Genomic DNA, 25,505 nt, shown 5'->3' on the forward strand with positions numbered 1-25,505 from the left:
GGGCAGGTCGCTGAACTAGCGCGACAATTCCTCGGCCAGCCGATCGGCGAGCTCTGCGATTGCCTGACCAGCCGCCGCAGCGATCGCGTCCGGCCCTTCGCCACCCATCTCGACCGTCGTCTGGAAACGACCGATGCGCTCGCGGATCAGACCATCGGGCGAGGCGATGGCATACTGGGCTGCCAGCTCCAGCTTGCCGTCGGCGCGCGCGACCAAGCGTTCGATGCGCACATCCACGACGGCCTGCGCCGGATCGGACAGGGGCCATGGCTCGGCCGCGACGGTGGCCCGCGATGCGGCATCCAGACTTCTGGCCAATGCATGCGTCACACCGCGCACGGGGTCGTCGGCCCACAGGGAATCGGGCAGATTGCGCAAGGCCCCGTCGGCTTCCAGCCGCGAGATCTCGACGGCCGAGGCATAGGCCGGCAGGCTGACATCGCGCATCTCGACCGTGGCGACCCGCGCCGGACGTTCGGCCGAAACGGCGGGCGGATCAATCAGGTAGCGCGCCTCATTGCCCGAACCGCAGGCTGCAAGTATCGCAGCACTCATCAGGATTGGTGTCAGTCGCATCTTACCGCCCCATCAACAATGAATTGGGATTGCGCTCGATCGCCCGGGCCAGCTGGCTGACCGAGCGAGCAGCATTGCGAACTTCGCGCAGCGTCGCAAGCGTTTCGTCGTTGAACTCCGACCGGTCACCATAGGCGGCAATCAGTGCCTCGGACTGCGCAACCAGACGCTCGAGCCGCGCCGAAAGTTCGGGCAGCCGCTCGACCGCAGCGGCGACCGATTCGGCCGCATCGCGCGTGGACGCCATCGTCGCGTTGAGGTTTTCGACGGCACCACCCTTGCGCAGTTCGGCAACGGCCGCGCGGATCTCTTCCAGTGCTCCGGTCAGGGCAGGGGGCAGCTCGCGTGCGGCATCGGTTCCGATCAACTTGTCGGCGCTGTCCAGAACGCGCGTGGCCGACGCGATCAGCTCTTCGGCCTGCAATGAATTCGCCTTGGCCGCCAATGCCCGCAAATCCTCGACCAATGCCGGGATCTGTTCCGAGGCCGTTTCGATATTTGCCACCGCTGCATCCGCGCGCTGGATCGCCTGGGTCAATGTTTCGAAAGTCCCGGCCTCCTTCATCTCGGCCACGATCTGGCGCAGATCCGTGACCGCGGCGCGCAGGTCCGACGGCAAGGCGCGTGTCGCCTCGTCGTTCACCAGGCTGCGCGTGTCCTCGATCAGGGCCAGCACCGCGTCCGGGGTCTTCTGCGTGCCTTCTGCGCGCACGACCTGCTCGATCGAGGCCATCAGGCTGATTGCCTGGTTCAGCACATCCTCGATCGGCAGCTTGTTGATCCGCTCCAGCACACCTTCGGCCGTTGCGGTGAAATCGGGCAGATCCGACGGCACGGTGGGAAGAATGGGCAAGGGCTCGGCCGTGCGGTCCAGTTTCGCGGGCGGGGCGTCGGGCAGTTCGACCAGTTCGACGATGAGGGCGGAACTGAAAATCGATGCCGTCGCAAGCCGCGCGCGCAGCCCACGCTCCACGGCCTCTTCCAGGAATTGCAGCACCTCGTCCTCGGTCGCGCCCGCTTTCAGGCCCAGCCGGTCGGGTTCGATGGTCAGGTTGGCGAACAGGCGGACCTGTGGGCCTTCCGCCGTATCCTCGGCCTTGGCAGAGAGCGCCTTGACCTCACCGACCTTCAGGCCGTTATACGTGACATCGGCGCCGGGTTCGAGCCCGCTGATGGATTCGTCGAATTGGGCCGCGACCGTGACCGTCGCGCCGGGCGTGCGCGCGATCAGGCTGCGTCGTGCCTCGGATTCGTCGGGGTAGATATTGAAGACATGGCCTGGCCCGACAGGCTCGCCGCCCTCGAACAGGTTGTCGAATTCGATCCCGCCCGCAATGATCGAAGCCAGCGAGTCGAAGTCCAGCGAAACCCCGCCCGTGCCGATCTTGAAGGACACGCCCGACGTGTCCCAGAACCGCGTGGCCGTGGTCAGGCGCCGGTCATGCGGAGCCTCGATAAAGGCATCGACGATGATCGTGTCCGAGGACAGGATCAGCCGCGGCTTTTCCAGGCGTCCGACCTCGATCCCGTGGAAATAGACGGGCGCGCCTTCCGAAACCAGTCGGCCGTCATTGGTGATCAGGCTGATCCGCTTGCCGGGCCTTCCCGGCTGGACCAGGGGCGGCCCGTCGGCGCCGACAAAGCTGTATTTCTGCTCGCCCGGCGTTTCATCCCATGCGCCCTCGATATAGACGCCTGACAGAACGGTCGACAGGCCGCTGACCCCCCGCGCCGTGACCTTGGGCGAGACGATCCAGAATTGCGCATCTTCGTCCAGGTAGGGGGCGATGTCCTTGTCGACACGGGCGTGCACGACCACCGCGGACAGGTCGCTGGTGAAGGTCAGTTTCTCGACCGTGCCAACCACGACATCGCGGTACTTGATGACCGTCTCGCCCGGCGTGACGCCTGTCGCATTGGGGAACGTGATGGTGATCGCGACACCACGCTGCGAGTAGCTTTGCCAGGCAAGCCCCAGTGAAACGATCAGTGCGGCAATCGGCACCAGCCAGACAAGCGACAGATTGCGGAAGAACCCTCGGCGCGCAGGTTCGATATCGGGTTCGGCGGGTTCGATCAGGTCATTCATGTGTCATCTGCCTCATAGGCGTCCCAGATCAGCCTGGGATCGAAGTTCTGGGCTGAAAGCATCGTGAATGCAACGGAAAGCGCAAAGCTGACGGCGGCCGTGCCCGGGTTGACGCTGGCCACGAAGTCAAGCTGGACCAGCGCGGCAAGGATGGCCACCACGAAGACGTCGATCATGGACCAGCGGCCAATGAACTCGACGATCTCGTAGACATGTTGGCGGGTATGCCCATCGGCGGCAGATCGGCTGCGCACCGAGATCGCAAGCCAGGCAATCGCGATGAACTTGCCGATCGGCACGACGACCGACGCCACGAAGACGATCAGGGCGACGCCCCAGCTGCCGTGATGGACAAGCTCGATGACGCCCCCGACGATGGTGCTTTCCTGGCGCTTGCCAAAGGTCTGCGTGATCAGCATCGGATAGACATTGGCCGGGATATAGGCCACGAGGCCGGCGATCAGCCATGCCCAGACGCGCTGCAGGCTGGTTTCGTCACGGCTTTGCAGCGCCGCGCCGCATCGGCGGCAGACACGGGTATCCAGCGGGTGCACCTTGCCGCAGGTCGTGCAACCCACCAGCCCTGCGCGCCGCGCGGTCAGGATTTCGTGCGTTCGTCCAGCGTTCGCCATATCGTGAACCGACACATGAAGTTGTCCTTGAGTACCGTTACCAGAACCAGCGCGGCAAACGCCCAGAAGGCCGGCCCCGGGGTGACCTTGGCCAGACCCGCGACCTTGACCAGCGCTACGGCCACGCCGATGATGAAGATCTCGGCCATGGCCCAGGGACGGACCCATTCCGACCAGCGAAAGACGCGTGCCGCATGGCGTGCGGGCCGCCAGCCCAGAGCCATGGGCGCCAGCACATAGATCAGGGCCACGAACCGCGCCAGTGGCAGGCCAACGACGAAAGCAGCCACCGCAAGCGACAGGGGCAGCATCCCGGCATGAGAGAATGCAAGAACCGCGCCCATGATCGAGGTCCGCTGGTTCAGGCCCCCGGCCTGAAGCTCCAGAAAGGGAAAGAAGATTGCAGCGATCATCAGGATCGCAGCCGTTGCCGCCAGCATGACGATCTGGGTCATTGCGCCTCGGCGCGGGGCCAGAAGGACCGTGTGGCACCGCCGGCACCGGGCCGTCATGTCCGGCGCCACATGCACCAGGCGATGCAGGCCGTCGCATGTCGGGCACGCGATCAGCTCGTCCAGCGGTCCCAGCGCCGGATGTCCTGTTGTGTGGGGGACATGGATTGTCATGCGTCGGGTCCTCTCTGGCGCGATGTTAGAGACTGACGCAGCCATGCGCCACAAGTGTTGATGCGACATGTCGAGGAAAGAAGTGGCAGCCCGTAGGGGAATCGAACCCCTCTTTCCAGGTTGAAAACCTGGCGTCCTAACCGATAGACGAACGGGCCGCGCTGGCGCGCCATCCGACGCAGCGACCGAAGTGGCAGCCCGTAGGGGAATCGAACCCCTCTTTCCAGGTTGAAAACCTGGCGTCCTAACCGATAGACGAACGGGCCGCGGTTCCGGCGTGGGGCGGTGTCTACTAAAGCCGCGAGAACCGCGCAAGAGGTTTTTCGCGACTTTTTCGCATCACTCGCCCGCCGTCTGTGCCCCGCTTTCGGCGGCGTCCTCGAGTCGCAACTGAACCCGGCTGCGGCCCTGCCAGTGATTCATCTCGACACGCCCGGCGAGGTGGAAACGACGCCCCTTTCCGGCGGCCAGAATATCACCAAGTGGCGTGTCGAATGCGCCGAACAGGATGGCCTGCAAGCTGGCCGAGGCCCCGTCCGTCACCCCCAGGCGAAGGTGAGACTCGCCGACGCGCTGCACATGGGTCACGACCATGTCGGGCATGGCAAAGCGCGGCGCCGGCGCACCCTGGCCAAAGGGGCCGGCGCGCTCGATATCCTCGATCAACTCGGGGGTGGCCGCGCCGGGCATGAGCAGCCCATCAAGGCGCAGGTCGCGCGGTCCGACGCGAATCGCGCCCTGGCGCTGCAACAGCGACCCCAGCCGCTCCATCGCGGCCTCCAGCCGATCGCGGGAAACGGTCAGCCCGGCGGCCATCCGATGCCCCCCGCCACGAATCAGCAGGCCCTCCATCGCGACGCGCTGAACGGACGCCCCCAGATCGACGCCTTCGACCGAGCGGCCCGAGCCCTTGCCTTCGTTTCCGTCAAGTCCGATGACGATGGCCGGGCGATTGGTCGCCTCCTTCAGTCGCGCCGCGACGATGCCCAGAACGCCCGGGTGCCAGCCGTCACCGGCAGCCCAGACCAGCGGACCGTCCAGACCGCGAGATTCCGCCTGAATCAGTGCCGCGTCGCGAATGCGATTCTCGATCTCGCGGCGTTCGGCGTTCAGCGCCTCAAGTTGCTCGGCAATCCTGCGGGCCTCGGCTTCGTCATCGGTGGCCAGAAGCCGCGCGCCCAGATGGGCCGCGCCGATGCGCCCCCCCGCATTGATGCGTGGGCCCAGGACAAAGCCCAGATGGAACGATTCCGGCGCGCGGTCCAGCCTGGCGATATCGCACAGAACACGCAGACCGGGGCGTTCGCGCCGCGCCATGACACGCAATCCCTGGCGGACAAAGGCGCGGTTCACGCCCGTCAGCGGCGCAACGTCGGCAACCGTGGCCAGCGCCACGAGGTCCAGAAGCCCCAGCAGATCGGGGCCGTTCACGCCATCCGCGCGCAGTAGGCGGTTCAGCTCGACCAGCAGCAGGAAAACGACCGAGGCGGCGCAAAGATGGCCAAGCTCGCCATCTTCGTCCTGACGGTTCGGGTTCACCACGGCCAGCGCGGGAGGCAGGGTTTCACCGCCAAGGTGGTGGTCGAGCACCACGACATCGGCCCCACTGGCTGCTCCGATCGCCTCGTGCGAGAGCGTCCCGCAATCGACGCAGACGATCAAATCATGATCGCGTGCAAGCTGGCGCATCGCGGGCACATTGGGCCCATAGCCCTCTTCGATCCGGTCGGGCACATAAAGCGTGGCCTGCCGTCCCATGGCCTTCAGCCATGTGATGAGCAACGCCGCCGAAGCGCCGCCATCAACGTCGTAATCGGCGAAAATGGCGATCCGTTCGCGTCCCCGTGCGGCTCGCAGGATGCGCTGGGCCGCCGCGGCCATGTCCTTCAGACTGCGCGGGTCGGGCAGCAGATCGCGCAGCTGAGGCTCGAGGAACCGGTCGACCTCTGCAGGAGTCACGCCGCGGGCGACCAGAATGCGCGCAAGAGGAAGGGGCAGGGCCGTCGCCTGGGCCATGGCCTCGGCCAGGCGGTCCTGCTCGGGGCCTGGGCCGATCCAGCGGCGCCCGCTCAGGGATCGTTCGACCCCAAGAAAGGCGCCCCGGGTCGCGCTTGCCGCATCGACACTCATGCGCGATTCGCTGGGCGCACCGGATTGCGATAGATCATGCGGCGAACCGATCCGGTCTTGGACCGCATCAGGATGGTTTCGGTCTCGATGAAGGTCGGCTCGCGCCGCACGCCACGCAGGATCGAGCCGTTGGTCACGCCCGTCGCGGCAAAGATCACATCGGCCCTCACCATGTCGTCGCGCGCATAGACCCGATCCAGATCGGTGATCCCGGCCTTGGCGGCACGTCCGCGTTCGTCGTCATTGCGGAACAGCAGCCGCCCCCACATCTGCCCGCCCATGCATTTCAGGGCGGCCGCGGCAAGGACGCCTTCGGGGGCGCCGCCTGCGCCCATGTACATGTCGATGCCGGTCAGTTCGGATTCCGCGCAGTGAATGACGCCGGCCACGTCGCCATCGGTGATCAGCCGGATCGCCGCGCCGGTCGAGCGGACCTCGGCGATCATGTCTTCGTGCCGGGGGCGTTCAAGGATGCACACGGTGATGTCACTGGGCGCGCAATTCTTGGCCTTGGCAAGCTCCTTCACCCGTTCTGCGGGGCTCATGTCGAGGCTGACGACATCTTTCGGCAGGCCGGGTCCGACGGCCAGCTTGTCCATGTACACGTCCGGGGCGTGCAACAGGGTGCCCCGCGGCGCCATGGCGATGACGGTCAGCGCGTTCGGCATGTCCTTGGCGGTCAGTGTCGTGCCTTCCAGCGGGTCCAGCGCGATGTCGACTTCGGGGCCATTACCCGATCCGACCTCTTCGCCGATATACAGCATGGGGGCCTCGTCGCGCTCGCCTTCGCCGATCACAACCGTGCCGCGAATGTCCAGCAGATTCAGCTGATCGCGCATCGCATTCACGGCGGCCTGGTCCGCGGCCTTTTCGTCGCCCCGTCCGATCAGGCGTGCAGCGGCATGGGCTGCGGCCTCGGATACCCGCGCCAGCCCAAGCGACAGCATGCGGTCCTGAAATTCCTTCTTGTCGGCCATGCCTGTGGCTCCCCCATGAATTGCCTTTGGCTGCATCTAGCCGCAGAGCCGTGGCGCGGGCAAGGGCAGGCGGGACTCAGACGGTCTCGATGCGGATCGCCACCGGATCGCCCTCGACGACGCGGGTCTCGGGCAGGCGGCTCAGCGCATGGTCGATCGCTTCGCGTGTCGTCTTGTGCGTCACGATCAGAACGGGGGCCGTGGCGTCGGAATGGCCATATTGCCGCATTCGGTCGATCGAGATGCCTTCGTCGCCCAGGACGGTCGCCACCTTGGCCAGCGCGCCGGGCTTGTCGGCAAGCTGCATGCGCAGATACCAACGCGCCGGGGCGCTTGTTGCGGCCGGCACCGCCTCGCTCAGCGAGGCCGCCGGCTGGCCGAAGGTCGACACGCGGCAGCCGCGCGCGATCTCCATGATGTCTGCAAGCACGGCCGAGGCCGTCGGGCCTTCGCCTGCCCCGGCACCGCGCAACACGATCTGGCCCACGCTGTCGCCTTCGATCACGACCATGTTCGTGCCGCCCTGCAGCTGACCCAGCGGACTGTCGGCGGGGACAAGGCAGGGCGTCATGCGCTGCTCCAGTCCCCGGCCGGTCATCTGGGCTACGCCCAGAAGCTTGATGCGGTAGCCCATGTCCCGGGCACGCCGGATATCGTCGATCGAGATCCGGCCGATGCCTTCGATCTGGACCGCGTCGAAACAGACACGCGTGCCAAAGGCGATTGCAGCCAGAAGGCTCAGCTTGTGGCCCGCGTCGATCCCGCCCACATCCAGGTTCGGGTCGGCTTCGAGATAACCCAGCTGGCGGGCCTCTTCGAAGACCGCGTCATAGGTCAGGCCCGATTCCTCCATCCGGGTCAGGATGTAGTTGCAGGTGCCGTTCATCACACCCATGACGCGCCGGATCTCGTTGCCCGCAAGCCCCTCGCTCAGCGCCTTGACCACGGGTATGCCCCCCGCCACGGCCGCCTCGAACCGGATCACGCGGCCAGCCGCCTCGGCGGCGAGCGCAAGGTTGTGCCCATGTATGGCCAGCAGGGCCTTGTTGGCGGTGACCACGTCCTTGCCAGCGGCGATGGCAGCTTCGATCGAGGCCTTGGCCGGGCCGTTCTCTCCGCCCATCAGTTCGACATAGACATCGACGTCATCGCGCCGGGCCAGTGCGACCGGGTCGTCCTCCCAGGCATAGGCGGACAGATCGACGCCCCGGTCCCGCTTGCGATTGCGGGCGCTGATGGCGCTGATGCGAATTTCGCGGCCTGCGCGCCGGGCCAGCATCTGGGCATGGCGCTGAATGATCTTGACTGTCCCGATGCCGACCGTGCCAAGTCCGGCAATGCCAAGACGCAGGGGCTTGGTCATGGAAAACTCCGCTGGTGTTCTGGCCGACGTGGCCCTTGGGGCAGGGTGTTAGCCCGTCGCGCGAGCCTGCGCAATCCGTCTGGAGGCAGATGCATGGCTGCGTTGCATGGGCGTCAGCCCGGATGTCAGTTGCTTTCGCCTTGCAGACTTGCCGCGCGCGCCTTCAGCGCGGCCGCCCTGTCCAGCAATCCGGTCGGGTCATCGGCTGGTGTGGCGGGGGCGGCCTGTTCAATGTCGGACAGGGGCACAAGCCTTGGCCATGGGGCACCCGTTTCCTTCCGCGCGCCCGGTACGCTACAGCCGGTCAGCATGAAGAGCAGGCATGTCAGGATGAATTTGCGGGGCATCGTCAGCTCTGATCCGGTTGCGCGGAAGGCTATTGCGGGGCAGTCCAGCGCGCAAGCGGCTTCGCTGCGATCTTGTATTGAACACACGTTCAGTTAACTTGGCGACATGGCAAGAAAGACCGGATCCCATTCTGAAATTACGGGGCCGCGCATCCGCGATGCGGCGTTGCGGCTGTTTGCGCGGTATGGTTTTGCCGCCGTCTCCATGCGCCAGATTGCGGCCGAGGTCGGTGTGCAGGCCGGGGCGTTGTATCTTTACACGCCTGACAAGGAAACCTTGCTGTTCGATCTGCTCAAGTCCCACATGGATGAGCTTCTTGCCGCATGGGAGGCCGAGCCGAAAGATGAGGATCCCCTGACGCGGCTGGAACGCTTTGTTCGCTTTCACATCCGGTTCAACCTGGAGCGGCCCGATGCGGTCTTTCTGTCATACATGGAACTGCGCAATCTGGGCCCCGACAACTTTCGGCGGATCGAGTCGTTGCGCAGGGCCTATGAAGATGAGCTGGAGACAATCCTTCGCGACGGCGTCCGGCAGGGCCTTCTTTCGATTCCCGACACCAAGATCGCGACGCTGGCGATCATCGCGATGTTGACCGGCGTGACGACATGGTATCGCGAGGGCGGTCGCCTGAGTCGCGACCGCGTGGGCGACATCTATTGGGACATGGTCCGCAAGGCGGTTTCAGCATGATGGATTCCGCCCGCGGTGCCGTTGACGAGACGATTGGGGAGCAACTGACCGGCATGAACGATGAACGAAACGACCAGATTCTGGCGCGTATCACGCCTTCGGTTCCCCGCCGGCTTTTCGCGCTGGGCGTGCTGGGCGCGTTGGGCTTTCTGTTGGTGTACCTGGCCTTTTCGATTCCGTCGGGGTCTGGGTTGGTTTCGGGGATGCTTGTCGTCTTCGGGGTGCTTGCACTTGTCCTGTGCGTGCGCATGTATCGTGCCACCGCGCGATCGCTGATCCTGACACAAGACGAGCTGCGTGACAGCGAGGGGACGGTGATCGCACGTCTTCAGGATGTCGAGCGCGTCGAGCGTGGCGCCTTTGCCTTCAAGCCGTCAAACGGCTTCCTGCTGCACCTGACGACATCGCACAGCCGCAGATGGGAGCCGGGGCTGTGGTGGCGCCTGGGTCGCCGGGTCGGGGTGGGGGGCACGATTTCGGGTGCCGAAGGGCGCAACATGGCTGATCTGCTGTCCGTCGCGTTGCAGCAACGGCAAGCCAACGACCCCGGATAAGACAAAAATGGCCGCCCGGTCCGGACGGCCATTTTCCCACGCGTTTGCGGATGTTTCAGCCGCCCGTCGATACCGGATCGCTGCCATCTCCCGTCGTTACGGTAACCTCGGTCGTGACGTCGTCATGGACCTCGCCGTCCGGGTCGATGGCCGAGTCATAGATGCAGGCCGGCGTCGAGCCGTCCTTCTTGTCGAAAGGCACACAGGCGGCAAAGCGCGGGCGCGTCGTGATGAACGTCGTCAACCAGCGCGGATCGATCCCGATCAGCTTGAACACCGGTTCGAATGCCATGTTGGTTTCAACCACCAGAACGCTGTCGCCTTCGGGCATGAACGGAATACGCCCACGTTGGGCATTGATCGACGAATCGGAATGGGCCTGCGCCGAACCGGTGCCGTAGGACCATGCCACCTCGTACTTGTCGTCCGTTGCATCATAGATGACCGAGCTGACGCGGATCCAGGTCGGCTGACGCGAAGTGGTCATGTAGTCGAAAAGGTCGTTCAGCCCCTCGATATAATCGGCGTCAACCGCATTCGTCTGCCGCGAGATCAGGTCGGCGATCGTATATGCGGCCTTCAGGTTGATGTTCTTCTGCCGATAGACGTCGAAGAACGAAAACGACGCCATGTACCACCAGAACAGGAATACCGAAGCGATAAGCCCCTCTGCGGCCATGTTTCCCGCGCTGTCCGTGGCAAAGGCGCGCAGCCGGATCCGAAGGCGTGACAGTATGGACATGGCTCAGCTCCCCCCCAGATCGGGTTCGTTGACATAGGCCGACATGGTGACCAGCGCATAGGCCCCGGTATTGTCCTTTGGCAGGTAGAAGCCCAGCCCCGTGGTCGGAAATACCGGATCGAACTTGACGCAGGCGCGGATCAGCATGATCTGGTCGCCTTCGCCGTCCTCGAATTCCGGCATGTCTTCGGGTTCCATCGGGCTTGCGCGATCCACGCAGACCGGCCCCGTGTTCAAAGGCGACCAGGTCGTCGTGTCGATCGGGCGCAGTTCGACCAGAAGGACGTTCTCGCAATCGGGGATGATGCCGGCGCGGCTGCAGACGACCTTCTTGAACTCGTCATGCGTCGGGTCTTTCCAGGTGCCCAGACGCAGATCGCGCACCGAAACGTCAACCGCGTGTTCCAGCATCACATGCCGAAGCAGGAGGATGCCCTGTTCCAGCGACGACATCAGCAGCACAAGGAAGGCCGGAACGATGATGACGAAGGGGATCGTCGAGGCACCGTCCTCCTCGCGGCACTTGCGCCACAGCCAGCCGCGCATGCGTTTCATCACCGTCGTCATCAGTGCGTCAGCCTCAGCTTGTTGATCGAGTTCACGATGCCGGCAAAGGCCTTTTCGATGTCTAGGCCGGCGACGTTATAGAAGCCGCCGTCGGCACTCGCGCAGCTTTTCAGCAGGTTCTGGCCGCCCGTCGGGGCTTCAAAGGCAATGGTGAAGATCTTCACGCCATGCGCCTTGGCCGCGTTGCACAGCCGCGTGGTGCGATCGTCCTTGTCGCTGGCAATGCCGTAGAATGCTTCATCAAAGAAGTCATAGTAGCGGCTTGCCGAGCGGGTGGCCTCATAGAGAATGTTGTAGGCGTAGTAGCGCAGGGACATCGCGTCCCACACCTCCGGCCAGGTCATGCGAACGGCGTCGCCTGGATCTCCGGAATTGTCGCCATAGGGCTTGTCCAGCCACTTTTCCTTCTTGAAGCTGTAGTACTTTTTCGACGAACGGGTTGGGTCATAGAAACTGTATTGGTCGATGCTTTTCGAGCCTGAAGAAAGATACGCGGTGTTCGTATACAGCAGGCTGTCCCCCGAAGCGTAGGCCGGCTTCAGGCGATATTCTGTGGTGTTTTCGCCATCCGTCATCAGCACGATGATCTTCAGCGCCTCGGCATCGTCAAACGCGTAAGGACGGTCGCCGAAGGCCGCCGGCAGCTTGCCGTCCGCGATCATTCCATCGACCACCGGTTGCAGCGAGGAGTCAAGCAGCGCAGCGCCCCATTTCATCCCGATATCGATCGAGGTGTTCCCGCCCGCCGACAGGCTGTTGATGAAGGATTTCAATTCATCCCGGTTGCCCGAGAACGGCAGGATCTTGGCTTCGCTTTCGGTCCGACAATTCAGCAGGCGCGGCGGCTTGCGGGTATAGAACGGGTCAAAATGGCCGTTGCGCTGATAGACGCGCGCGCCAGCCCCAAAGCCGACATCCATCGCGGTCGTGTCGAAATCGCCCTTGGCCTTGTCGAACTCGATGCAGTTCGAGTAGCCATGTTCGCCCGAAATGTTGAAATAGCTGGCGAAATCGTCGGTCAGGTTGACCTGCGTCGAATAGGGCACGATCGAGATCGAAACCTTGCCCGGTTCGGTCGAGTCAAAGATCTTGTCCACGAAGTTCTTGGCCGCGGGTTTCAGGTTTGTCAGGCGGTTGTTGCGCCCCATGGACCCCGAGATGTCGAGGATCAGCGAGATCTCGACCTGGCCGATGCTTTCCTCGGCGGTGGATGCCGCGGGCGTCGTCATCTCGTTGATCCCGACCATGCGCATGAACCAGGTGGGCATGTTTTCCGAAGTCTTGACGGCAACCTTGCGGTATTCGTTGTAGGCGCCCTGCTGGACGACGATGTCCTCGTCCTTCGGCGGCGTCAGGCCGGCCTTGACGAAATAGTCCTTGACCACCTCCTTGGGGGGCAGGGTCTGCTGAAGGTCGGCAGCCGCCAGCGCGGCGCGGTCGATCGTTGCCTGCAGCACGGTGCGCCGCTCTTCATATCGCATCACGTCCAGCGCGACGCCCGTCATCAGAAGCATCATCACGAAACAGAACAGTCCGAAGACGATCAGCGATCCGTCTTCTTCGCGGCGGAAGCGCGCAACTGCTCTGGCTGCAGCGGTTCTTGCAACCCGGTGCGTCAGTTGCTTCAATCCAGACCGTATCATCGTTCAAACCCTTCCCGGCGGCTGTGGGGCAGCCCAAAAAATTCCAGTTGCAACGGTGTGCGTGTCATGCACGTACCGGACCCCTCAAGGAAAGCACAATATCCTTTCCAGTTGTGGCAAAAGTTGGGCGCTATAGTGAATTGAAACGCCTGACGTTTTCAATGATTGTCAAATTGGTGCCATTGTTCAGAATTCTTGAACATGTCTGGATGCAGGCCGCAGCGCGTCCAGACCGGGCGCAGCGATTCGTCGCTTCCCGAGCCCCGGGCCGGCCAGTCGGGATCCTGGCAGGCGGCATCTTGTCTTTGCGTCACGCTCTGATATGCACGGGCATCGTTCCGCCGTCGCCTTGGGCGCTGTGTTTCGCCTGCGCCCCGAGCGACCATGAGGGAGAAATCGCATGTCCGCGCCACGAGAACCCAGTTTCCGTCAGTCCGTCGACCTGATGTTCGACCGGGCCGTCAAGGTCATGGACCTGTCGCCGGGGCTGGAAGAAAAGATCCGGGTCTGTAACTCGACCTACACGGTTCGCTTTGGCGTGCGTCTGCGCGGGCAGATCTTCACCTTCACGGGCTACCGCTCGGTCCATTCCGAACACATGGAGCCGGTCAAGGGCGGGATCCGCTATGCGATGTCGGTCAACCAGGACGAGGTCGAGGCGCTGGCGGCGCTGATGACCTACAAATGCGCGGTCGTCGAGACGCCCTTTGGCGGATCGAAGGGCGGATTGCGGATCGATCCGCGCGAATGGGACGAACATGAGCTGGAGCTGATCACCCGCCGCTTCACTTACGAGCTGGTCAAACGCGACCTGATCAATCCCGCCCAGAACGTGCCGGCGCCCGACATGGGCACATCCGAACGCGAGATGGCCTGGATGGCCGATCAGTATCGGCGCATGAACACGACCGATATCAACGCTTCGGCCTGTGTGACGGGCAAGCCGCTGAATGCCGGGGGTATCGCGGGCCGGGTCGAGGCCACGGGCCGCGGCGTGCAATACGCCCTGCGCGAGTTCTTCCGCCACCCGACCGACATGGCCGAAGCCGGTCTGACAGGCACCCTGGACGGCAAGCGCGTCATTGTGCAGGGCCTTGGCAATGTGGGCTATCACGCCGCCCTGTTCCTGTCCAAGGAGGACGGTGCGATCATCACGGCGATCATCGAACGTGACGGCGCCCTGATCAACGAGAACGGCCTGAACGTCCAGGCCGTGCGGGACTGGCTGACCGAACATGGCGGCGTCAAGGGCTGCCCGGAAGGCCGCTATGTCGAGGACGGCGCCAAGGTTCTGGAAGAACCCTGCGACATCCTGATCCCTGCCGCCATGGAAGGCGTGATCCATCTGGGAAATGCCGACCGCATCAAGGCGCCGCTGATCATCGAGGCCGCGAACGGCCCGGTCACGGCGGGCGCGGATGAAATCCTGCGCAAGAAGGGCGTGGTGATCATCCCCGATCTCTATGCCAATGCGGGCGGTGTGACCGTTTCCTATTTCGAATGGGTCAAGAACCTGTCGCATATCCGCTTTGGCCGGATGCAGCGCCGTTATGAAGAGGGCCGCAACCGCCTGTTGGTCGAGGAGCTGGAGCGGCTTTCGGCCGATCGCGGCCTTGGCTGGACGCTGTCGCCGAATTTCAAGGACCAGTTCCTGCGCGGCGCGGGCGAGCTCGAGCTCGTGCGGTCGGGCCTGGATGACACGATGCGTTCGGCCTATCAGGCGATTGCCGAGGTCTGGCGCAGCCGCGACGACGTTCCCGACATGCGCATGGCGGCCTATGTCGTGGCCATCGACCGGGTCGCCAAGAGCTATCGCTCCAAGGGCCTGTAAGGTCACGGCATGTCCCCCCTGCGCGGCATCGCCTTCAAGGTCGCCTCGGTCTGTGTGTTCATGGCGATGGCCAGCCTGGTAAAGGCGGTCTCGGGTGCCGTGCCGCCGGGCGAGGTGGTGTTCTTCCGTTCGGCCTTTGCCGTTCCGGTGATCCTTGTCTGGCTGTTGCTGACCCGTGGCTTGCGCGAAGGTCTGGCGACTCGCAACCTCATGGGGCATTTCTGGCGCGGTCTGGTCGGAACCGCGGCCATGGGATGCAGCTTTGCCGCGCTGGGCCTGTTGCCGTTGCCGGAAGCGACCGCCATCGGCTATGCGGCTCCGCTTCTGACGGTCGTCTTCGCGGCAATGTTCCTTGGCGAAAATGTCCGGCTTTTCAGGATATTCACCGTCGCCCTTGGCATGACGGGCGTGGTCGTGATCCTGTCGCCGCGCATGAGTGCTCTGCAAGCCGGAACGGTTGCCCCGACCGAGGCCCTTGGGGCGCTGCTGGCACTGATCGGCGCGGTATTCGCGGCCTTGGCGCAGGTCTTCGTGCGCAAGCTGGTGTCCACGGAAAAGGTCAGCGCGATCGTCTTCTACTTCTCGATCAACTCGGCGCTTCTGTCTTTGCTGACGGTGCCATTCGGCTGGGTCTGGCCCGATCCGATGGTCGCGGCAATGCTGGTATGCGCCGGCATTCTTGGCGGGCTGGGGCAGGTGCTTTTGACAAGCTCGTATCGTTTCGCAGATGCCTCGGTCGTGGCGCCTTTCGAATATGTCTCGATGCTTCTGGCGCTGGTGATCGGCTATGTGGCCTTTGGCGAAACCCCGACGCTGGTCGTTCTGGCGGGTGCGGCGCTGGTCATGCTGGCGGGTATCCTGATCATCCTGCGCGAGCGCCAACTAGGGCTCGAAAGGGCGCGTCAGCGTCGGGCGATGACTCCGCAGGGCTGATCGGTCAGACGTCCATCCAGATCGTGACGGGACCCTGGTTGGTCAGCCGCACATCCATGTCCGCGCCGAATTCGCCGTTCTCGACATGGATTCCCTGCGCCCGCAGCGCGTCCGAGAAATGCCGGTAAAGGCGTTCGCCTTCCTCCGGCGGAGCGGCTTCGGAAAAACCCGGGCGGTTGCCGCGCGAGGTGTCGGCGGCCAGCGTGAACTGGCTGACGACCAGCGCGGCGCCGCCGGTCTCCAGCAGCGAACGGTTCATCTTGCCCGCATCGTCGCGGAAGATCCGAAGCCGCGCGATCCGCGCGGCCAGTTTCTCGGCATTGGACTCGGTATCGCCGCGCATTGCGCAGACGAGGATCAGCAGGCCCGGTCCGATCCGTCCCGTCACGCGATCGCCGACGGTGACGCTGGCCTCGGTCACGCGTTGGATCAGCGCGCGCATCAGGCGAGCTCCTCGGCCCAAGGCGGGTTTGCCCCCGCGCGTGAGACGGTAATCGCGGCCGACCGCACGCCCAGAGACAGGGCCGCGTCCAGAATTTCGTCGGTCAGCTCCGACAGGGCAGCGCGTGACAGGCAATCTGCCCGATGCAGGGCTGCAAGGATGCCCGCGTTGAACGTGTCGCCCGCACCGACCGTATCGACGACCTGCACCGTCTGGGCGGGAACGAAGCGCGCCACGCGATGGGTAAAGGCATGCGCCCCACGCGCGCCTTCGGTGATCAGCACCAGTTTCGGTCCGCGTGCCAGGATGCCGCGCGCGAGTTCCTCGATCGAACCGTCGCCCTCCAGCCAGCGCAGATCTTCGTCGGACAGCTTCACGATGTCGGCACATGACAGCATCCGGTCAATACGCGCGCGGTAGGCGGATTCGTCGCGGATGAAGCCGGGGCGGATGTTCGGGTCGATCATGGTCAGCCGACCCGCCGCGGATTCGCGTTCCATCAACGCCTCATAGGCCGCGCCGCAGGGATCAACGGCAAGGCTGATCCCGCCGAAGAACAGCGCGCCGATGTCATCCGTCAGGTCCGGCAGATCCTGCGGCGAGATCATGCGACCGGCCGTGTTCTCGTCATAGAAGGCATAGGTTGCCTGCCCGTCGATCAGCCTGACAAAGGCCAGCGTGGTCGGCCGGTCCGAACGGATGGTCAGCGTCCCGTCCACGCGCGACTGTTTCAACGCCTCCATCAGAAGCTGTCCGAACAGGTCCGTCGAGATCCCCGACAGAAAGGCCGCGGGCGCGCCCAGCCGGCCCAGCGCAATCGCGGTATTGAAGACCGCGCCGCCCGGATAGGGGGCAAAGGCATCCTCGCCGCCTTCGGTCCTGCGTGGCAGCATGTCGATCAGGGCCTCACCGCAGCACAGGATCATCGTGGCCACTCCCTTCGCGTGCGGCCATTGCCTGGCCGCGGATGTTAGCGTTAACGTCCTCGCGCATACCCGAAGGCCAGCCGGTCTTCAACGGTCATGGCGGTTTCGGCCTGCGTTTCGGGCAACAATTCCCGCGCGATCTGGCGCACGATGGGTTCGGCCTCGGCCAGTGTCATGCCGGGTCGCAGCCGTGGGTCATAGAGGATTCGCAGCATCAATTCATCCTGCGGTGTGAGCAGCGCGAATTCCTCGTTGTCATTGAAGATCGACGGTCTCGCATGGGGTGAATCGTTCACCAGACCCAGGCTTTGGGCCAGCTCTTCATGGATGCATGCCAGGCGCATCCGATACGCCAGCTCGGCGCGGATGACGGTGACCGCCGAGACATAGACGTGACTGGTGTCGTCGGACAGGGCGATGACCGTGCAATAGGTCTGTCGCGCCATGTCGCGAACCGATTGCAGAGCCGCCGGAGAGATCGCGGGTGCGAAGGCGCGAATCCGATCGAGCGCCTCCTTTCGCTCGTCGCTGTTCAGGATCAGGACCAGGTGGTTCGGGCGCCAGTCGCTGCGGCTGATCCGCAACCCGGTCAGGCGTGCCAGACGCGCGGCATAGGCATCAATTGCCGCCAGATCCGCGCGCCTTTGTGCCTCATCGACGGAAGGTCCGAATTCCACCGACAGTCGAACGGGCCCCTCCCAGCGTTGCAGGCGCCCCTCGCGCGGCTCGGCGACGAGCTTGCCGTCACGTTCGACGAATTCATCGAAAAAGGCGATCCGCAGGAAGTTGCGCGCCAGATCCTCGGCGTCGAAGGGGGCGTCCTCGATCCGGTCGTTGCCGCGCAGCAATCCGCGCGCAAGATAGTTTTCCTGAATCCTTGCATAATATCGCCGTTCCGCCGCGCTTTCGGCAGAAGGTTCGGGTTGTGCTGGTTGGCTCTGCGCGGGCGGTTCGGCCGCAAGCCTGTCCCGTGGTGCGATGGGTGCCTCTTCACAGGCGGCAAGCGCAAGGCAGCCGGCCATTGTCCACCAGATCCTGCGCAGGGCGGGGCGCGGGTTCGCACCGAATCTGCCCAATCCCTGCCGCATATGCGTCACTCCGGCCATTGTTGCATTCCGGCCCACATTGGCATGAGAGCGGGCCAAGACAAAGCCCCGGTTTGGATCAATGTTTCAGCGCTTTCCGGACCCCTTGCCGCCCCGCCCCGGCCCGCGCATCGCGGGCCGTTCAGCGCCGCGCCCGTCGCGTCCGGGTTTTCCCGCCTTGCCACCAGCCGCGCCCCTGGATGGCCATGTTCGCGGCTTGGCCGGCGCGCTGTCGGACGCGCCAGCCCCGGGCCTGGCCGGTTTACCCGCGCCGGGGCCCTTGCTGCGGGGCTTTCCGGCGCGGGCCTTCGGTTTCGCGGCGCCGTCGCCGGACGATGCCGCGCGCGCGTTCACGCTGGCGCCGGGCAGACCGTCCAGAAGACCGCCCAATTGTTCGCGCATGACGCGCGCCCTGACCTCGACCACATCGCCCGGCTGCATCGTGTTCAGGCGGAAGGGGCCATAGCTGATCCGGATCAGGCGGTTCACGACAAGGCCGATCTCGGCCATCGCACGACGGATCTCGCGGTTCTTGCCTTCGCGGATACCCACCGTCAGCCACGCATTCGCGCCCTGCTGCCGGTCGATCGTGACCTCCATCGGCTGGAAGCTTTCGCCATCGATCGTGATGCCCTTGCGCAGCGGTTCGACCGTCTGTTCCGTCGGGCGGCCGTTGACACGCACGCGATACTTGCGCAGCCAGCCGGTCGAGGGCAGTTCCAGCCGCCGCTTCAGTTCGCCGTCATTGGTCAGCAGCAACAGCCCTTCCGAATTCAGGTCCAGACGCCCCACGCTCATCACGCGCGGCATGCCTTCGGGCAGCGTGTCGAACACGGTCTGGCGGCCCTTTTCGTCGCGCGCCGAGGTCACAAGACCCAGGGGCTTGTAGTACAGCCACAGCCGCGTGGGCTGCGGCGCGTCGATCGGCTTGCCGTCCACGGTGATGCGATCGGACGGGCGCACGTCAAGGGCGGGGCTGTCGATCTTGCGGCCGTTGACGGTCACGCGGCCCTCGAGGATCATGCGTTCGGCATCGCGGCGCGAGGCGATGCCCGCACGCGCAATCACCTTTGCGATACGGTCGCCCTTGGTTTCGCTTGTGGTCTTGTCGCTGCTCATGCCGGTCCTCGTTCCAATCAGGCGCTCACCACTATACCCGATCCGGGTCACAGGGAAGCGCTTGCGTGCAAGGCGCCGCTGCGGCATCCACGGGGAATGAGCCGATTTCGCAGCCATATGGAACTTGCCCTGCAAGAGGCACGTGCCGCGGCACGTCGCGGCGAGGTACCCGTCGGTGCCGTTGTCGTTGCGCCGGACGGGCGGGTGGTCGCCAAGGCCGGCAATCGCACGCGCGAGCTGAACGACCCCACGGCGCATGCCGAGATCCTGGCCTTGCGCACGGCCTGTACGGCCCTTGGGTCCGAGCGCCTGCCCGGCCATGACCTGTATGTGACGCTCGAGCCATGCCCGATGTGTGCCGCGGCCATCTCGTTTGCGCGGATCCGGCGGCTTTACTATGGCGCAAGCGATCCGAAATCGGGCGGCGTGGCGCATGGAGCGCGCGTGTTCTCGCACGCCCAGTGCCACCACGCGCCCGAGATCTATGACGGGATCGGCGCCGAGGATGCCGCGCGGCTGTTGCGCGAATTCTTTGCCGCGCGGCGCCCCGATGAGTGATCGGTCAGATCTCGATCGGTTCCAGAACCTCGGGCTCGATCACCTGGCTGCCGGGCAGGTTGGCTTTCAGTTCGACCGCAGACTGCGCAAGAATCGGGAACGTACGATAGTGGCACGGGATCACGACCCGGAAGTCAAAGAACTTGCGGGCCGCCCAGGCCGCCATCTTCATGTCCATCGTGTAATGTCCGCCGGCGCTGAGGATGCCGATATCGGGCGCGAAATATTCGCCCATCCATGCCATGTCGGCCATGATCGTCGTGTCGCCGCTGAAATAGATCGTGTGGCCTTCGCCCGCGATCATGAAGCCTGCCTCGGACCCGCCGGCCCGTGGCGCGTCTTCGCCAAAATCGACCGAGGAGGAATGACAGGCGTTCACCATCGTCACCCTCGCGCCGTTCAGATCGATCGTGCCACCCTTGTTGAAGCCGATCACCTCGACGCCCTGCGCGCCCAGGATGACCGAAAGCTCGTGGATGCAGGCAACCGGGATTCCCAGCTCCCGCGCGATGCCGGCCGCGGACGAAGCATGGTCGCCGTGGCCATGGCTGAGCAGGACATGCGTCGCGCCCGCGATGGCTTCGTCGCGACGATCTGCCGGGAACATCGGATTGCCTTCCAGCCAGGGATCGACCAGCAGAACGGCCTGTTCGATCTCGATCCGAAAGCCCGAATGGCCAAGCCAGGTAATCTTCATCTGTCTCTCCTGTAACGGGTTTGTTGCCTGTGGAATGGTGCGATCGCACCGGCGCCCTTGCGGGATGGGCGCCCTGCGGGTAAACCCTGCCGCGATCCAAAGGAAGAGTATAGCCCCATGTCGATCGACATCACTACAGCGCGAAAGGTGGCACATCTGGCGCGTATCGCCGTGCGCGACGAGGATCTGCCCGATCTTGCGCGGGAACTGTCCGCGGTCCTGGCCTTCATGGAACAGCTGAACGAGGTCGATGTCGAAGGCGTCGTGCCGATGACCTCGGTCACGCCGATGCGGTTGAAGCGCCGCCCCGACGTCGTGACAGACGGCAATATCCAGGACCTGATCCTTGCCAATGCGCCCGATGCGCGCGAAGGCTTCTTCGTCGTCCCCAAGGTGGTGGAATGAGCAATCCCAACGAACTGACGATCGCCGAGGCGCGCGATGCGCTGCGCAAGGGTGATCTGACAGCGGTCGACCTGACCGAAGCCTGCCTGTCGGCCATCGAGGCGGCAGGCGCCTTGAATGCCTTTGTGCACAAGACGCCCGAGATCGCGATGGAGCAGGCCCGCGCGGCCGATGATCGTATTCGCGCGGGCGACGCGCCCGCGATGTGCGGCATTCCCATCGGCATCAAGGACCTGTTCTGTACGCGCGGCGTGCCCAGCCAGGCGGCCTCGAAGATCCTGAACGGCTTCGTGCCGCCCTATGAATCGACCGTGACCCGTCAGCTGTTCGAATCCGGCGCGGTGATGCTGGGCAAGCTGAACATGGACGAATTCGCCATGGGCAGCTCGAACGAGACATCGGTCTACGGCCCGGCGGTGAACCCGTGGCGGGTGGATGACCGCCTGCTGACGCCGGGCGGGTCCTCTGGCGGTTCGGCCGCGGCCGTGGCGGCCGATCTGTGCCTTGGCGCGACGGGCACGGACACCGGCGGTTCGATCCGTCAGCCCGCAGCATTCACCGGCACCGTCGGCATCAAGCCCACTTACGGGCGCTGCTCGCGCTGGGGGATCGTGGCCTTTGCCAGCTCGCTGGACCAGGCCGGGCCGATGACGCGCAGCGTGCGCGACGCGGCGATCATGCTTGGGGCCATGGCCGGGCACGACCCGATGGATTCGACCTCGGCGGACATGCCGGTGCCGGATTTCGAAGCGATGCTGACCGGCGATGTGCGCGGCAAGAAGATCGGTATCCCGCGCGAATACCGTATGGACGGCATGCCCGAAGAGATCGAGGCGCTTTGGCAGAAGGGCGCCGACATGCTGCGGGATGCGGGCGCCGAGATCGTCGATATCTCGTTGCCGCATACGAAATACGCACTGCCGGCCTATTACGTCATCGCGCCGGCCGAGGCGTCCTCGAATCTGGCGCGCTATGACGGCGTGCGCTATGGCCACCGCGCCAAGCTGGGGCCGGGCGACGGCATCACCGAGATGTACGAAAAGACCCGCGCCGAAGGGTTCGGTCACGAGGTCCAGCGCCGCGTCATGATTGGCACCTATGTGCTGTCGGCGGGCTTCTACGACGCCTATTACAACCGGGCGCGGAAGGTGCGTGCCCTGATCAAGCGCGACTTCGATCAGGTCTTTGCCGACGGGATCGATGCGATCCTGACGCCGGCGACGCCTTCGTCGGCCTTCGGTCTGGGAGAGATGCAGGACGCCGATCCGATCGCGATGTATCTCAACGACGTGTTCACCGTGACCGTCAACCTTGCGGGCCTGCCCGGCATTTCGGTTCCCGTGGGGCTGGATCGCCAGGGTCTGCCGCTGGGGCTGCAGCTGATCGGCCGGCCGTGGGAGGAAGGCGATCTGCTGAATCACGCCTATGCGCTGGAACAGGCCGCGGGGTTCTCGGCCAAGCCACAAAAATGGTGGTAGGGTCGCACCGACAGGCAAGGAGCACCGCATGCGTGGATTTTCGGCCCTGATCGTCCTGATGGTCGCCTCTGGCTGTACGCCGCCGCCGCCCGTTGAGCAGGGCGGAGTGGGTTTTGGTGACTACAACGCCTATCTGCGCGCGCGAGAAGCCGAAGCGGCGGCCGGCCGGACGGCCAGTGTCCAGGCGCCGGTTGCGCCCTACGATCCCTATGCGGCCCCCATGGATGGGGCGCCGACGGCGGAAGAGCTGGCACGGGCAGGCATAACGGGTGCCGCATCGCTGCCGCAGGTCGCGGTTCAGGGCGGCGCTGCCGGTTTGCCCGCGCAGCCGATGTCTCCGTCGGCGCCAGAGGTCGCTTCGGTCGCACCTGTCGTGAGCCATGGTGGCATTTCGGACGAACAGGATTTCCAGGCCGTCGCAACGCGTGAGACGATCGAATCCGACAAGGAAAGGCTGGAACGCAACCGGGCCCTGTATCAACAGGTGCAGCCGGGGGAACTGCCGCAGCGTCCCGGGGAAGACACGGCATTGATCGTCGAATACGCGGTCAAGGCTCCGAACCGACTGGGCGAATCGATCTATCCGCGCTCGTCGCTTGCACTTGCCAGCCACGAGCGCGCCTGTGCGCGCTATCCCAATCCCGAGGCCGCCCAGGAAGCCTTTCTAAAATCGGGCGGCCCGACGCGCGATCCGAAGAACCTTGACCCCGATGGCGATGGTTTCGCCTGCAGCTGGGATCCGACGCCGTTCCAGACGGTGCGGAACTGACGGCCAGATGGGCTATCCGTCGCCCAATCATGGCGAGCGAAGGGGTGGAGCCCGTCCCAGCCTGATCGTGATCCACTATACCGCCATGGACAGCTGCGCAGAGGCCCGCTCTCGACTGTGCGACCCCCTGGCCGAAGTGTCCGCGCACTGGCTTGTCGATGCGGATGGTGCGACCGAGCAGCTGGTGGACGAGACGCGCCGCGCCTGGCATGCGGGAGCAGGGGCCTGGGGGCCGATCGACGACGTGAATTCCCATTCCATCGGGATCGAGCTGGCCAATCCCGGGGACCGGCCCTTTCCCGAACCCCAGATGCGGGCGCTGGAAGACCTGTTGGCGGCGGTGATGGCGCGCTGGGCGATCGCTCCTCATCATGTGATCGGGCATTCCGACATGGCACCGGGCCGCAAGGCCGATCCCGGGCCGCGCTTTGACTGGCGACGGCTGGCGCGAATGGGTCTGTCGGTCTGGCCCCGTCCGGACGCCGCCCTGGGGGATCGCCCGCTGGTCCGGTCGTTGCGTGCCTTCGGCTATCCCGAGGCGCCGGAAGACGTTCTGCTGGCGGCATTTCGTCTGCGCTTTCGTCCGTGGGCGCGGGGTCCCGAAGACATGATCGACCGCGCCCTGGCGGCCGATCTGGCGCGCCGGTATCCGGTGAAAGCTGGGCACGACACAGATTGCCGTTGACCTGGCGCGGGCGGCTGCCTAACTGAGCCTTGCGCGGATGGCTGGATGGCCGCGGGCCTCTGGGCCCGAGGAAAGTCCGGACTCCATGAAGCTACGGTGCCGGGTAACGCCCGGCCGGGGAAACCCGAGGGAAAGCGCCACAGAGAACAGACCGCCCCGGATCCGTCCGGGGCAAGGGTGAAACGGTGGGGTAAGAGCCCACCGCGGGACGGGCAACCGGACCGGCACGGCAAGCCCCACCGGGAGCAATGCCAAATAGGGGCCTCGCGCGGGGCTGATCGGGAAACCGATATCGCCGCAGGGACGCTTCATCCCGAGAGGCCCGGGTTGGCAGCACGAGCCCGTCGGCAACGTCGGGCCTAGATGAATGGCCATCCAGGGGGGCAACCCCCGGACAGAATCCGGCTTACAGGCCATCCGCGCTTTTCTGTCCAATCCGCTGCATTCCCGGGCTATGATCGGTTCTGCAATTGCAGGGAGGACAGTCCATGAGTTTCGTTCGCACGCTGGCCGCATTGGCCGCCGGTTTCGCCGCCGCGCGCGGGGTCGACAAATACCGCCAGATCGGCGGTATGGAGGGCATCAAGGATGCCCTGAAGAAGGCGGGCGATCCGGGTGGCCCGGTCGACCAGCTGGCCCAGCAGGCCGAGAAGCTGGGACTGCCCGGCGGCGCAAAGACCGTGCGTGAGTTTTATGAGAAAATCGGTGGTGCCGGTGAGGCTGCCGAAGCGGGGTTGGGCAATCTCATTGCCTCGATGACGTCAGCCACGACCGCCGGCAGCCGCATGATGGCCGAGCTGATGGAATCAATGACCGGTGCCAGTCCAAGCTCCCCCCTGGCCGAGGAGAATGCCCGCCTGATGATCCGGGCGATGATTCAGGCCGCCAAGGCGGATGGCGAGATCGACGAGGAGGAGCGCAAGAAGATCCTGGACCAGCTGGGCGATGCCAGCGACGAGGAAATCGCCTTTGTCGAGGCCGAGCTGAACCGGCCTCTGGACCCGGTAGCACTGGCCCGCGACGTCAGCGAATCGATGCGCGAGCAGATCTATGCGACCTCGCTGATGGCGATCCGGCTGGATAGTGCGGCCGAGAGCCTGTATCTGGATCAGCTGGCCCGTGCCCTGGGGCTTTCACCCGAAACACGGGCCCGGCTGCATGCCGCGATGGGGCGCAAACCACCGGCGGCATAGGCGGCCTTGCGCCGCGGCGGACAGGGGCGTGGAAAATGGCGCCCAGGCGCGCCTTTCCGGTTGACTTCGGTTCGTGGGCGAGTAAAAGGCGGGGCCTGAAGGATTTTGCGGGCGGTCACGCCGTCCGGCTGATGGAGAGAAACGATGGCGAAGCCGACGACGATCAAGATCCGTCTGAACTCGACGGCGGGTACGGGGCACTTCTACGTGACGAAGAAAAACGCCCGCACCATGACCGAGAAAATGGTCGTGCGCAAATACGACCCGGTCAAGCGCGCCCATGTCGAATACAAGGAAGGCAAGATCAAGTAAGATCTGCCGTATTCCGGATCACAAAGGGCCGCACCAATGGTGCGGCCCTTTGCTTTGCAACATCCCTGCGGCCTGCCGTGTCGGCGTCGGCATGTCGAAAGCGAAACGGGGCCAGGAGATCCCGGCCCCGCA

At 64.7% G+C, this 25,505-nt stretch carries 27 protein-coding genes, 2 tRNA genes and 1 other RNA gene; 12 read left to right on the forward strand and 18 right to left on the reverse strand.

The genetic code is table 11. The annotated features are described in order from the left end of the window. Positions 1-15 precede the first annotated feature (15 nt). The 10 genes from LV82_RS10400 to LV82_RS10445 all read right to left on the reverse strand — a co-directional run bounded on the left by LV82_RS10400 (position 16) and on the right by LV82_RS10445 (position 8,740). Positions 16-576: a PqiC family protein gene (locus LV82_RS10400; protein ID WP_104071440.1), complete on the reverse strand. Its 561-nt coding sequence runs from the start codon at positions 574-576 to the stop codon at positions 16-18. Between the two features lies 1 nt (position 577). Next, positions 578-2,665, reverse strand: coding sequence for an MlaD family protein (locus tag LV82_RS10405; protein WP_104071442.1), 2,088 nt, complete (start codon positions 2,663-2,665; stop codon positions 578-580). Beyond that, positions 2,662-3,297 carry a paraquat-inducible protein A gene (locus LV82_RS10410; RefSeq protein WP_104071443.1) on the reverse strand — a complete coding sequence of 212 codons (636 nt, stop codon included), beginning with the start codon at positions 3,295-3,297 and terminating at the stop codon, positions 2,662-2,664. The genes LV82_RS10405 and LV82_RS10410 overlap by 4 nt, the downstream gene beginning before the upstream one ends. Continuing rightward, positions 3,264-3,923: a paraquat-inducible protein A gene (locus LV82_RS10415; RefSeq protein ID WP_104071445.1), complete on the reverse strand. Its 660-nt coding sequence runs from the start codon at positions 3,921-3,923 to the stop codon at positions 3,264-3,266. The genes LV82_RS10410 and LV82_RS10415 overlap by 34 nt, the downstream gene beginning before the upstream one ends. Positions 3,924-4,006: 83 nt before the next feature. Beyond that, positions 4,007-4,081: transfer RNA gene (locus tag LV82_RS10420), tRNA-Glu, on the reverse strand. A 33-nt stretch (positions 4,082-4,114) separates the two neighbouring features. Next, a tRNA-Glu gene (locus tag LV82_RS10425) sits at positions 4,115-4,189 on the reverse strand. A 73-nt stretch (positions 4,190-4,262) separates the two neighbouring features. Then, the gene (gene recJ / locus LV82_RS10430) at positions 4,263-6,053 is read right to left on the reverse strand and encodes a single-stranded-DNA-specific exonuclease RecJ (RefSeq protein WP_104071447.1); all 1,791 of its coding nucleotides are present in this window, start codon (positions 6,051-6,053) and stop codon (positions 4,263-4,265) included. Beyond that, complete coding sequence (gene glpX / locus LV82_RS10435; RefSeq protein WP_104071449.1) at positions 6,050-7,030, reverse strand: class II fructose-bisphosphatase; 981 nt, start codon at positions 7,028-7,030, stop codon at positions 6,050-6,052. The genes recJ and glpX overlap by 4 nt, the downstream gene beginning before the upstream one ends. Positions 7,031-7,106: 76 nt before the next feature. Then, a complete protein-coding gene (locus tag LV82_RS10440; RefSeq protein WP_104071450.1) occupies positions 7,107-8,393 on the reverse strand; it encodes a homoserine dehydrogenase in 1,287 nt (428 codons plus the stop codon). Between the two features lie 125 nt (positions 8,394-8,518). Then, positions 8,519-8,740, reverse strand: coding sequence for a hypothetical protein (locus LV82_RS10445; RefSeq protein ID WP_104071452.1), 222 nt, complete (start codon positions 8,738-8,740; stop codon positions 8,519-8,521). 106 nt (positions 8,741-8,846) lie between these two features. Between LV82_RS10445 and LV82_RS10450 the strand changes: the two genes are divergently transcribed. After that, on the forward strand, positions 8,847-9,434 hold the full coding sequence (locus LV82_RS10450) for a TetR/AcrR family transcriptional regulator (protein WP_104071454.1): 588 nt from the start codon (positions 8,847-8,849) through the stop codon (positions 9,432-9,434). Beyond that, positions 9,431-9,988, forward strand: coding sequence for a hypothetical protein (locus tag LV82_RS10455; protein ID WP_245873141.1), 558 nt, complete (start codon positions 9,431-9,433; stop codon positions 9,986-9,988). The genes LV82_RS10450 and LV82_RS10455 overlap by 4 nt, the downstream gene beginning before the upstream one ends. Before the next feature lie 55 nt (positions 9,989-10,043). Here LV82_RS10455 and LV82_RS10460 read toward each other — a convergent pair whose 3' ends face one another. Genes LV82_RS10460 through LV82_RS10470 form a run of 3 tightly spaced genes read right to left on the reverse strand, consistent with a single transcriptional unit; the run spans position 10,044 to position 12,940 of the window. Continuing rightward, positions 10,044-10,730 (reverse strand): TadE/TadG family type IV pilus assembly protein, encoded by a 687-nt coding sequence (locus LV82_RS10460; protein ID WP_104071456.1) that lies wholly within the window; start codon positions 10,728-10,730, stop codon positions 10,044-10,046. Between the two features lie 3 nt (positions 10,731-10,733). After that, positions 10,734-11,285, reverse strand: coding sequence for a TadE/TadG family type IV pilus assembly protein (locus tag LV82_RS10465; RefSeq protein WP_146065157.1), 552 nt, complete (start codon positions 11,283-11,285; stop codon positions 10,734-10,736). Between the two features lie 11 nt (positions 11,286-11,296). Next, positions 11,297-12,940: a Tad domain-containing protein gene (locus LV82_RS10470; protein ID WP_104071459.1), complete on the reverse strand. Its 1,644-nt coding sequence runs from the start codon at positions 12,938-12,940 to the stop codon at positions 11,297-11,299. A 400-nt stretch (positions 12,941-13,340) separates the two neighbouring features. Here LV82_RS10470 and LV82_RS10480 point away from each other — a divergent pair, with 400 nt between their 5' ends. Together LV82_RS10480 and LV82_RS10485 are read left to right on the forward strand one after the other, a co-directional pair. Further along, the gene (locus LV82_RS10480; protein ID WP_104071462.1) at positions 13,341-14,771 is read left to right on the forward strand and encodes a Glu/Leu/Phe/Val family dehydrogenase; all 1,431 of its coding nucleotides are present in this window, start codon (positions 13,341-13,343) and stop codon (positions 14,769-14,771) included. Between the two features lie 9 nt (positions 14,772-14,780). Continuing rightward, positions 14,781-15,704 carry a DMT family transporter gene (locus LV82_RS10485; RefSeq protein ID WP_104071464.1) on the forward strand — a complete coding sequence of 308 codons (924 nt, stop codon included), beginning with the start codon at positions 14,781-14,783 and terminating at the stop codon, positions 15,702-15,704. A gap of 4 nt (positions 15,705-15,708) precedes the next feature. Here LV82_RS10485 and dtd read toward each other — a convergent pair whose 3' ends face one another. The 4 genes from dtd to LV82_RS10505 all read right to left on the reverse strand — a co-directional run bounded on the left by dtd (position 15,709) and on the right by LV82_RS10505 (position 19,276). Continuing rightward, positions 15,709-16,146, reverse strand: coding sequence for a D-aminoacyl-tRNA deacylase (gene dtd, locus LV82_RS10490; RefSeq protein WP_104071466.1), 438 nt, complete (start codon positions 16,144-16,146; stop codon positions 15,709-15,711). Beyond that, positions 16,146-17,072 carry a carbohydrate kinase family protein gene (locus LV82_RS10495; protein WP_104071468.1) on the reverse strand — a complete coding sequence of 309 codons (927 nt, stop codon included), beginning with the start codon at positions 17,070-17,072 and terminating at the stop codon, positions 16,146-16,148. Before LV82_RS10495 ends, dtd begins: the two co-directional genes overlap by 1 nt. A 50-nt stretch (positions 17,073-17,122) precedes the next feature. Continuing rightward, a complete protein-coding gene (locus tag LV82_RS10500) occupies positions 17,123-18,094 on the reverse strand; it encodes a DUF2927 domain-containing protein (RefSeq protein ID WP_104071676.1) in 972 nt (323 codons plus the stop codon). Positions 18,095-18,244: 150 nt separating this feature from the next. Next, positions 18,245-19,276 (reverse strand): pseudouridine synthase, encoded by a 1,032-nt coding sequence (locus LV82_RS10505; protein ID WP_104071469.1) that lies wholly within the window; start codon positions 19,274-19,276, stop codon positions 18,245-18,247. Positions 19,277-19,372: 96 nt separating this feature from the next. Between LV82_RS10505 and LV82_RS10510 the strand changes: the two genes are divergently transcribed. After that, positions 19,373-19,834, forward strand: coding sequence for a nucleoside deaminase (locus LV82_RS10510; RefSeq protein ID WP_104071471.1), 462 nt, complete (start codon positions 19,373-19,375; stop codon positions 19,832-19,834). A 4-nt stretch (positions 19,835-19,838) separates the two neighbouring features. Here LV82_RS10510 and LV82_RS10515 read toward each other — a convergent pair whose 3' ends face one another. Continuing rightward, positions 19,839-20,531 carry a metal-dependent hydrolase gene (locus tag LV82_RS10515; RefSeq protein WP_104071473.1) on the reverse strand — a complete coding sequence of 231 codons (693 nt, stop codon included), beginning with the start codon at positions 20,529-20,531 and terminating at the stop codon, positions 19,839-19,841. Between the two features lie 117 nt (positions 20,532-20,648). On the opposite strand from LV82_RS10515, the gene gatC reads away from it, so the two are divergent. The 7 genes from gatC (at position 20,649) to rpmG (ending at position 25,373) form a co-directional block, all read left to right on the forward strand. Next, positions 20,649-20,936 (forward strand): Asp-tRNA(Asn)/Glu-tRNA(Gln) amidotransferase subunit GatC, encoded by a 288-nt coding sequence (gene gatC / locus LV82_RS10520; RefSeq protein WP_104071475.1) that lies wholly within the window; start codon positions 20,649-20,651, stop codon positions 20,934-20,936. Then, positions 20,933-22,414 carry an Asp-tRNA(Asn)/Glu-tRNA(Gln) amidotransferase subunit GatA gene (gene gatA / locus LV82_RS10525; protein ID WP_104071477.1) on the forward strand — a complete coding sequence of 494 codons (1,482 nt, stop codon included), beginning with the start codon at positions 20,933-20,935 and terminating at the stop codon, positions 22,412-22,414. Before gatC ends, gatA begins: the two co-directional genes overlap by 4 nt. 28 nt (positions 22,415-22,442) lie before the next feature. Continuing rightward, positions 22,443-23,183 (forward strand): hypothetical protein, encoded by a 741-nt coding sequence (locus tag LV82_RS10530; RefSeq protein ID WP_104071479.1) that lies wholly within the window; start codon positions 22,443-22,445, stop codon positions 23,181-23,183. Positions 23,184-23,190: 7 nt separating this feature from the next. Continuing rightward, positions 23,191-23,868, forward strand: coding sequence for an N-acetylmuramoyl-L-alanine amidase (locus LV82_RS10535; RefSeq protein WP_245873142.1), 678 nt, complete (start codon positions 23,191-23,193; stop codon positions 23,866-23,868). 33 nt (positions 23,869-23,901) lie between these two features. Beyond that, an RNA gene (gene rnpB / locus LV82_RS10540) (RNase P RNA component class A) lies at positions 23,902-24,293 on the forward strand. Between the two features lie 63 nt (positions 24,294-24,356). Beyond that, positions 24,357-25,061 (forward strand): tellurite resistance TerB family protein, encoded by a 705-nt coding sequence (locus tag LV82_RS10545; RefSeq protein WP_104071483.1) that lies wholly within the window; start codon positions 24,357-24,359, stop codon positions 25,059-25,061. A gap of 144 nt (positions 25,062-25,205) precedes the next feature. Continuing rightward, complete coding sequence (gene rpmG, locus LV82_RS10550) at positions 25,206-25,373, forward strand: 50S ribosomal protein L33 (protein ID WP_090110806.1); 168 nt, start codon at positions 25,206-25,208, stop codon at positions 25,371-25,373. Positions 25,374-25,505 lie beyond the last annotated feature (132 nt).

Origin of the sequence: Albidovulum inexpectatum (genome assembly GCF_002927635.1) — a bacterium.
Lineage (GTDB): Bacteria > Pseudomonadota > Alphaproteobacteria > Rhodobacterales > Rhodobacteraceae > Albidovulum > Albidovulum inexpectatum.